Consider the following 8241-nt stretch of genomic DNA (forward strand, 5'->3'; position numbering starts at 1 on the left):
GCCCCCGGACCCCCACCCGCAGATCACCGCCACCGCGCCGGTCCGCCGGCGGGCGCCGCACGACGGGCGGCGAGGCGGTCGCGGGGGGAGCGGACGCCGACGGGGACGGCCCCCTCGGCCGGAAAGGTGGGGACCGGTTACCGATGCCCACGCCTCCCCGCCCACGGCACGGTGGTGCGCAGTCCCCACCGCAACACCGCCCCGGAGCGTGCACGACCGGGCGGACGAACTTCCTAGGAGTAGCAGATGGGAGCACCCGTGACCGTCGGCGTGGTCGCCCTCGACCCGGTACTGGAGGCCGGCACGCGCACGACCCTGCTGGCCTGCCCGGACCTGACCGTGTGCGAGCCCGCGGACGCGCGGGTCGCCGTCCTCACCGTGGACCGCCTCGGACCGGCCGAACTCGACATGGTGCGCGCCACCCGCGCCCTGAGACACAGCCCCGCCGTCGTCCTGGTGGCGGGCGCCCTCGCCTCCGGCGACGTCCTGCACGCCCTCGCCGCCGGTGCCCGCGGCCTGCTCCCGCGCCGGGACGCGGACGCGCCCCGCCTCGCCCACGCGGTGCTGGCCGCCTCCCGCGACGACTGCACCCTGCCGCCCCGCCTGCTCGAACAGCTCCTGGACCGCCCGGCCGACGCCCGGCACGGCACCGGAGGCTGGGCCGAGGGCATGCTGTCCGACCGGGAACGCTCGGTGCTGCGGCTGCTCGCCGACGGCCACGAGACGGCCGAGATCGCCCAGCGGCTCGCCTACTCGCCGCGCACCGTGACCACCGTGGTCCACGACATCACCCAGCGGTTCCGGCTGCGCAACCGCGCCCACGCGGTCGCCTACGCGCTCCGGGCGGGTCTGCTGTGACCGCGACCCTGGCCGCCGCGCCCCCCGTGCCCGGTGCCGGCCCGGCGTCCGCACCCGTCGTCCTGCGCATCACGCCCTCGCGCGGCGCGGACCGCGTCCGCGGCGTGGCCCGCCGGGCCGGGCTGGCCTGCGCGCCGGAGCACGGCGGACCCGGGACCGTCACCGTGGTCGCCGCCGCCGACGTCGCCCGGGCCCTGCGGGGCCGGCCGGACACCGGCCCGCTGGTCCTCGTGTGCGACACCGTCGGCCGGACGGACCTGCGGCTCGCGCTGCGGGCCGGGGCGGTCGTCCTGCGGACCGCCGACCTCACCGAGGAGAGCCTGGCGGCGGCGGTGCGCCGCGCGGCCCACCCGCACCCGAGCATCCCCTACCCGGAGCTCTCCCACCTGCTGACCGGCGGCGCACGCCCCGGTGACCCGGCCGCCGGCGGCGGGGGCCGGCCCGCCCTGACCGCACGTCAGGCCTCGGTGCTGAGCCTCATGGCCGAGGGGTACGGCAACGCGGACATCGCCCTGCTGCTGGGCTGCTCCGAGCACACCGTCAAGAACGTCGTCTACGAGATCATGGCCCGGCTGCAGGCCCGCAACAGGGCCCATGCCGTCGCCCACGCCGTGCGCCACGGCCTGGTGTGACGCGGGGCACGGGACGAACGCGGGGGAGGGGGAGGCCGTGGACACGAGGCCGCACCGGCCGGACGCCGCCTCCCGTCCTCCCGCGCGGCCGGACGCCGCCTCCCGTCCCCCCGCGCGGCCGGGGGGCCGCGGCGCCGTGCGTCCGTCAGCCGGGAGGCGCGGGAAGCAGCCGCGGCTCGATCCGCTCCTCCACGGTCCGATCGCCGTCCCGGCGCACCACGTACGCGCCCTTGTCCCGCTGCTCGGTCACGGCCTCGGCCAACTCGGTGCCGCGGTAGACCAGTCCCACACCGTCGTCGGTGCAGTGGGCCGTCGTGAAGACGCCCTCGGCGACCAGCCGGTGGATCAGCGGACGCCGGCCCCCGTCGCTGTCGTAGTGCACCCCGTTGCCGTACGGCAGCAGGCCCAGCCCGTCGGTCACCGGGCGGAGTTCGGGGCCGAAGGAGTCCGTCGTGCCGCCCTCGTACCAGCAGATGGAGCCCGCGCTCACGCCGGCGAGCACCACACCGGCGCGCCACGCGCGCCGCAGGACCTCGTCGAGTCCGTGCACCCGCCACACGGCGAGCAGGTTGGCCACCGAGCCGCCCATCACCCAGACCACGTCGTGGTCGAGCACCGTGCCCTCGACGTCCTCCACGTTCGGCATCGGGAAGAGGTGGAGCGGGGTGAGGTCGAAGCCCGCGACCCGGGCGGCCTCGCCCACCCGTGCCGTGACGTGCTCGGCGTCGCCCACCGCCGTGCCCAGGTAGAGGACGCGGGGGCGCCTGCCGTGCACACCGGAGAGGTCGACCGCGTGGTGGACCAGGGAGTCGAAGAGGACCCGGGTGCGCGCGCCGACGCGATGCCCCCCGGAGGTGGCGACGATGGTCGGTTCCGGAGCGGTCACGCCGGTGATCGTAGCGCGCCGACTCCCTCGTACGGGTGAGTCATTGGTGAAGGCATCGCGCTCCCGACCCCTCGGGGACACCGGGCCGCGCGGTCACGCCGCGACACCACGGCGGGGGCCGGTCCACCGGACCGGCCCCCGCCGTGTTCGCCCGTGCGCCGTCAGGGCGTCCGCAGGGCCACCGCCGCCGCGTACCCCGCCGGGACCGGGACGTCCCGCATGCTCCACCCCGGTGCCTGGAGGGCCGGCAGCGGCCCGGTGCCCACGTAGTCCAGCGCCGGGTCGCGCACCAGTCCCGTGCCCAGCCCCTTCAGGTAGGCCTCCTTGCGCACCCAGGCGCGGGTGAACGCGGCCGGACGCTCGTGCGCGGGCAGCCGCGCCAGCTCGTCCGCCTCCGCCGGGTGCAGCGCCGACTGCGCGCCGAGCACCGCCCGGGCCGTGGCCAGTCCCTCCACGTCGACGCCGACCGGTGCCGGGGCCAGCGCCACCAGCACCAGGTCTCCGCTGTGCGACAGGGAGAAGTGCACACCCGGCGTGCGCAGGACCGGCCGCCCGTGCGGCCCGCCGCAGCCCGCGCACGGCTCCCGCGCCAGGGGCAGCGCCTCGGCGCGCACGCCGAGCAGCGCGCTCAGCACGTCGCGCAGGGCCGCGTGCGCGACCACGTACGCGTCGCGGTCGCGGTCGTGCCGGAACGCGCGGGCCCGGGCCCGTTCCTCCGTGTCCAGCAGCTCCCGCGCGTCCAGGAGGGTGCGCCGGTCCTGGACCCCGACGTGGGCCAGGTACAGCTCCAGCGGCCCCCGCAGGACGCGCGGGCCCGGCGCCCGCGTCCGGTGCCGCAGCCCGGACAGGTCCAGCACGGCCGGGCCCGGCGGCCCGGACGGCGCCGGCGGCGGGGCGTGCGCCGGCCGATCCAGCAGCCGGCCCGCCCGCGGCTCAGACATCCGCCCCGGCCAGCCGGCGGCGCAGGCTGAGCGGGCGCATGTCCGTCCAGATCACGCCGATGTGGTCCAGGCACTCCTGCCGGCTGCCCCGCCGGCCCTCCGGGTGCCAGCCGGCGGGCACCTCGCGGTCCGCCCGCCAGATCGAGTACTGCTCCTCGTCGTTGCGCACCACGAGGTACACCTCGTCGGTGTCCGGACGGGCCTCGCCGGCGCCCGCGCCGGCCGTGGGGTTGGGTTGCGTCACGGTGAACCTCCCGCAGGTGATGGGCCGGCCGCAGGTAGGGGCCGACGCCGCCAGCGTGCCGGGCGGCCGCCCGCCCGGGCAGGGACGAACGCGCCGAGCCCGCGGCGCGCGTTGCTGCCGGATCTTCTCTGGTGCGTGCCGCCCCCGGCGCGGGACGGTGCTGTCCGGCCGGGAGCCCGGCAGCCCGGCCGGCGACCACCGCCCGGCCGAGCCGCGCGGCCTCCCCGCGCACCCCCTTTCCGGAAGGAGCACGCGATGTCGGACGAGCACGCACCGGTCCTGCTGCCGGGCGGAGGCTGGCGGCTCTGGGAGGAGTTCGCCCTGCGCGGCCCGGGCTTCCCCGCCGACGGCGTGCTGCGCCTGGCCCCGCCCGGACTGGCCGAGGCCGCCGACAAGTTCGGCCCCGGCACCGATCGGTCCGGACCCGAGTGGCAGGCCTTCGCCGAGGAGGTGTCGGCGGCCGCCGTGGACACCGCCCGCCACCTCCAGGAGGTCGCCGCCCGGCCCCGCTTCCAGGCGGCCCTCGCCTGGCAGAACCCGGCCGTGCTGCGCACCGGCATCGCCCCGTTCCTGCGCTGGACGCCGGGCGTGGACAAGCGCAGCAGCATGCCCCGCCAGCGGGAGGAACTGGTCGCCCACTACTGGCAGCGGTTCTGCGTGAAGAACGACACCATCGGCTTCTTCGGCCCCGTCGGCTGGGGCCGCTGGGACCCGTCGGCGCCGCACGCCGTCGCCGTGGACGCCGGCCGGGGCTTCCTCGCGGCGCAGGAGGTCTACTTCTCCGGCTGGGCCGTCGACGCCCTGGCCAAGGTGCTCGCCGAGGACGAGGAGCTGATGCGGTGGATCCCGCCGCGCCGGATGTCCTTCGTGCGCTGCGAGGACGGCACGGTACGGGTCCCGGGGCGGCCCGCCCAGCCCGTCGGCGAGCTCCAGCAGGCCGTGCTCCGGCACTGCGACGGCACCCGGCACGTGGCCGCCCTCGCCGCCGAACTCGGCCTGGACGCCGACGAGGCCGACGGCACCGTGCGCGAGCTGGTCCGCCGGCGCTGGGTGTCCTGGCGCCTGGAGGTGCCCGCCGCCACCCACCCCGACCTGGCCCTGCGCCGCATCCTCGAGCGCGTCCCCGACGGGGCCGCCCGCGACCGGGCACTCGCCAAGCTCGCCGTGCTGGAGCGCGGCCGGGACGCCGTACGCGCCGCCGGCACCGACGCCACCGCGCTGACCACCGCGATCGGCGCCCTGGAGGCCGACTTCGCCGCCCTCACCGACAGCGAGGCCCAGCGCGCCAAGGGCGCGCGCACCGCCCCCTGCCGCGGGCTGGTGTACTCCGACGCCCGGCGGTCCGCCACCGCCACCGCCGGACCCGCCCTGCTGGCCCACCTGGAACCCCTCCAGCTGTGCCTGACGGCCGCCCGCTGGATGACGAACCGCTTCGCCGACGCCGTCCGCGCCCGCCTGCGCACCGTCCACGCCCGCCTGGGCGCCGACGGCACCCCGGTGGACCTCGCCACCCTGTGGATGCACACCCTGCCCTCCCCGCACCCCGACGCCGGCGACCTGATCGACGCCGTCCAGGCCGAACTGCGCGCCAAGTGGGCCCGGATCCTCGACCTCCCGGCCGGCGCCCGCCGCGTCCGCCTGACCGCGGCCGAACTGGCCGACCGGGTGCGCCACGAGTTCGACGAGCCCGGCGACGGCTGGTCCCTCGCCCGCTACGTCAGCCCCGACGTCCTGGTCGTCGCCGAGGACGCGGACGCCCTCGCCCGCGGCGACGTCGGCCTCGTCCTCGGCGAGATGCACTGCGCGCTGAACACCATGGGCGCCTCCCTCTTCGTCCACCAGCACCCCGACCGCGACCGGCTCGTCGCCGAGACCACCCGCGACTTCCCCGCCCCCCGCCTGCTGCCCACGCTGCCCAAGGAACTGCCGCTGAAGTGGTCCACCCGCAGCCGGCCCTCCCTGGACCGGCCCGAGGACACCTGCGTGACCCTGGTCGACCAGACCGGCGACCCCTACCGTCCGCACGCGGTGCCGAGCGCGGACGTCCGCGTCGAGGACCGGGACGGCCGCCTGACGGCCGTCCTGCCCGACGGCACCGTCCACGACGTCCTCGACGCCTACGCCAACACCCTCACCCAGCGCGTCATGGACCGCTTCACCCTCCGGCCCGAGGGCGAGCACACCCCGCGCATCACCATCGACCGGATGACCGTCGCCCGCGAGACCTGGCACCTGCCCGTCCGCGACGCCGACTTCGCCGACGAGAAGAGCGAGGCCGACCGGTTCGTCCGTGCCCGGCACTGGCAGCGCCGCCACGACCTGCCCCGCTTCGTGTTCGTCGTCTCCCCGACCGAACCCCGCCCGTTCTACGTCGACTTCGACAGCCCCGTGTACGTCACCATCCTCGCCAAGGCGGCCCGCCGGCTCGCCCGCGAGGACCCCGGGGCCCGTCTGAAGGTCAGCGAGATGCTGCCCACCCCCGAACAGGCCTGGCTCACCGACGCCGACGGGCACCGCTACACCTCCGAACTCCGCTTCGTGGCCGTCGACCTGACCGTCACCGGCACCGGGGAGGCGTGATGCGCACCGTCGCCGACGACCTCGCCGCGCACGCCGCCCGCCACCCGGAGCGCGTCGCGCTGGACACCCCCGCCGGCCGGGTCACCTACGGCCGCCTCGCCGCCCGCACCGACGAGCTGACCCGGCTGCTGCGCGCCCACGGCGCCCGGCCGGAGACGATGTGCGCCGTCGCCGTCGAGCACGGCGCCGACGCGGTGGCCGCGACGGCCGCGGTCATCCGCTGCGGAGCCGCCTTCCTCACCCTGGACGTGACCCAGCCCCGCGACCGCCTCGCGGCCTTCCTCCGCAGCGCGGGCGCCCGCCTGCTCCTGACCACCTCCGCACACGCCCGCGCCCTGGACGCCGGCCTGCCCGCGATCCTCCTGGACCGGCCCGCCGCCACCGCGCCGGACGGTCCCGCGCCGCCGCCCCCACGGGTCGACCCGCAGGCCCTGGCCTACGTCAGCCACACCTCCGGCAGCACCGGCGAACCCAGCCCCGTCCTCGTCGAGCACCACGCCCTCGACGCCTACCTGCGCGACACCGCCCGCGCCTTCGGCCTCGGCCCGGACACCGTGGCCCTGCAGACGGCACCGCTCGGCTACGACGCCTCCCTGCGGGACACCTTCGCCCCGCTGCTGGCCGGAGCCCGCCTGGTGATCGTGGAACGCTCCCGGCTGCTGCGGCCCGCCGACTTCGCCCGCACCGTACGCGAACACCGGGTGACCGCGCTGCTCAGCACCACCCCGTCCTTCCTGGCCCACCTGGCCGGACAACCGGACCCGGCCGGCCCGTTGGCCGGCGTCGCCCTGGTCGCCTCCAGCGGCGAGTCCCTGCGCCCCTTCCTCACCGCCGGCGGCCGGCGGGTGGTCCCGGGCACGCTCGTCAACCAGTACGGCCCGACCGAGTGCACCATGACCACCACCCGCCACGTCGTCCCCGCCGAGCCCGACACGGCCGCCGACGTGGTCGGCGTGCCCCGCCCGGGCACGGTCGTCCGGGTGCTGGACGCCGACCTCGTCCCCGTCCCCGACGGCACCGTGGGCGAGGTGTACATCGGCGGCGCCGGCGTCGCCCGGGGCTACGGCGGGGACCCGGCCCGCACCGCCGCGTGCTTCCTGCCCGACCCCTGCGGCCCGCCCGGCGCCCGCCTCTACCGCACCGGCGACCTCGGCCGGTGGGGCCCGCGGGGCCTGACCTACGTCGGCCGCACCGACCGGCAGGTCAAGATCCGCGGCTACCGCGTGGACCCCGCCGAGATCGAGGGCGCGCTGCTGGCCCACCCGCGCGTCAGCGGCGCCGCGGTCACCGCGCACACCGACGACCGGGGACGCGCCTACCTGGCCGCCCATGTCACCGGCGACCTGACCGCCACCACGGACGCGGAACTCCGCGCCCACCTGGCCCGCTCGCTGCCGCCGCACCTGATGCCCCGCGGTTTCCGGCGCCACGACACGCTGCCCACCACCCGCGGCGGCAAGACGGACCGGCGCAGGCTGGTCGCCGGGAGCACCCCGTGACCGCCACCGGCCTGCGGCCGACCACGGCCGGCACCCTGCCGGGCCCCGCCGACGTCGCCGCGGCCGCCGTCCGCATCGCCCCGCACGTCCGCCGCACGCCCCTGCTGCGCGGCCCGGTGCGGACGGCGCACGGCCCGGAACTGCTGCTGAAGGCCGAACACCTCCAGCACGGCGGCTCGTTCAAGATGCGCGGAGCCGCCAACGCCGTCCTGGCGCTGGAAGCCGAGCGGGTCGTCACCGGCTCGTCCGGCAACCACGGCATCGCCCTCGCCCGGCTCGCCCGCTCCCTCGGCATCCGCCTGACCGTCGTCCTCGCGGCGGGCGCGGACCCCGCCAAGGCCGCCGCCGTCCGCGCGCTCGGCGCCGAGACCGTCCGGGTGGGCGGGGGAGTGGCCGAGCGGGAGGAACGGGCCCGCGCGCTCGCGCGGGAGACCGGCGCCACCCTCGTGCCCTCCTCGGACCACCCCCTGGTGGTCGCCGGGCAGGGCACGGTCGGCACCGAACTCCTCGCCGACGCCCCCGGCACCGAGACGGTGTACGTCCCGACCGGCGGCGGCGAGGCAGACGCCGGCGAGGAGTCCGCCGCCGCCGGTCGGGACGT

General features: G+C 77.6%; 8 protein-coding genes. 5 read left to right on the plus strand and 3 right to left on the minus strand.

The window, feature by feature from the left end; genetic code table 11:
* Positions 1-246 precede the first annotated feature (246 nt).
* On the plus strand, positions 247-858 hold the full coding sequence (locus B7L92_RS31440; protein ID WP_081240718.1) for a response regulator transcription factor: 612 nt from the start codon (positions 247-249) through the stop codon (positions 856-858).
* The gene (locus tag B7L92_RS41680; protein WP_081240719.1) at positions 855-1490 is read left to right on the plus strand and encodes a helix-turn-helix transcriptional regulator; all 636 of its coding nucleotides are present in this window, start codon (positions 855-857) and stop codon (positions 1488-1490) included. Before B7L92_RS31440 ends, B7L92_RS41680 begins: the two co-directional genes overlap by 4 nt.
* Positions 1491-1635: 145 nt before the next feature.
* On the opposite strand, the gene B7L92_RS31450 is transcribed toward B7L92_RS41680, so the two are convergent.
* The 3 genes from B7L92_RS31450 to B7L92_RS40775 form a co-directional block, all read right to left on the minus strand.
* On the minus strand, positions 1636-2376 hold the full coding sequence (locus B7L92_RS31450) for a Type 1 glutamine amidotransferase-like domain-containing protein (RefSeq protein WP_081240720.1): 741 nt from the start codon (positions 2374-2376) through the stop codon (positions 1636-1638).
* Positions 2377-2537: 161 nt separating this feature from the next.
* Positions 2538-3317 (minus strand): 4'-phosphopantetheinyl transferase family protein, encoded by a 780-nt coding sequence (locus B7L92_RS31455; protein WP_081240721.1) that lies wholly within the window; start codon positions 3315-3317, stop codon positions 2538-2540.
* Positions 3310-3561 carry an MbtH family protein gene (locus B7L92_RS40775; RefSeq protein ID WP_159461077.1) on the minus strand — a complete coding sequence of 84 codons (252 nt, stop codon included), beginning with the start codon at positions 3559-3561 and terminating at the stop codon, positions 3310-3312. The genes B7L92_RS31455 and B7L92_RS40775 overlap by 8 nt, the downstream gene beginning before the upstream one ends.
* A gap of 255 nt (positions 3562-3816) precedes the next feature.
* On the opposite strand from B7L92_RS40775, the gene B7L92_RS31465 reads away from it, so the two are divergent.
* The 3 genes from B7L92_RS31465 to B7L92_RS31475 form a co-directional block, all read left to right on the plus strand.
* A complete protein-coding gene (locus tag B7L92_RS31465; protein ID WP_081240722.1) occupies positions 3817-6141 on the plus strand; it encodes a lantibiotic dehydratase in 2325 nt (774 codons plus the stop codon).
* Complete coding sequence (locus B7L92_RS31470; protein ID WP_081240723.1) at positions 6141-7640, plus strand: amino acid adenylation domain-containing protein; 1500 nt, start codon at positions 6141-6143, stop codon at positions 7638-7640. The genes B7L92_RS31465 and B7L92_RS31470 overlap by 1 nt, the downstream gene beginning before the upstream one ends.
* A partial coding sequence (locus tag B7L92_RS31475; RefSeq protein WP_143626408.1) for a pyridoxal-phosphate dependent enzyme occupies positions 7637-8241 on the plus strand: 605 nt, incomplete at its 3' end. The genes B7L92_RS31470 and B7L92_RS31475, both read left to right, overlap by 4 nt.

The organism is Streptomyces viridosporus (assembly GCF_002078235.1).
Taxonomy (GTDB): domain Bacteria; phylum Actinomycetota; class Actinomycetes; order Streptomycetales; family Streptomycetaceae; genus Streptomyces; species Streptomyces viridosporus.

Excerpts from the sequence above, each read along its gene's own strand:
- B7L92_RS31465 (WP_081240722.1), top strand. The coding sequence starts at position 3,817 with ATGTCGGACGAGCACGCACCGGTCCTGCTGCCGGGCGGAGGCTGGCGG.
- B7L92_RS31440 (WP_081240718.1), top strand. The coding sequence starts at position 247 with ATGGGAGCACCCGTGACCGTCGGCGTGGTCGCCCTCGACCCGGTACTG.
- B7L92_RS31455 (WP_081240721.1), bottom strand. The coding sequence starts at position 3,317 with ATGTCTGAGCCGCGGGCGGGCCGGCTGCTGGATCGGCCGGCGCACGCC.
- B7L92_RS31470 (WP_081240723.1), top strand. The coding sequence starts at position 6,141 with ATGCGCACCGTCGCCGACGACCTCGCCGCGCACGCCGCCCGCCACCCG.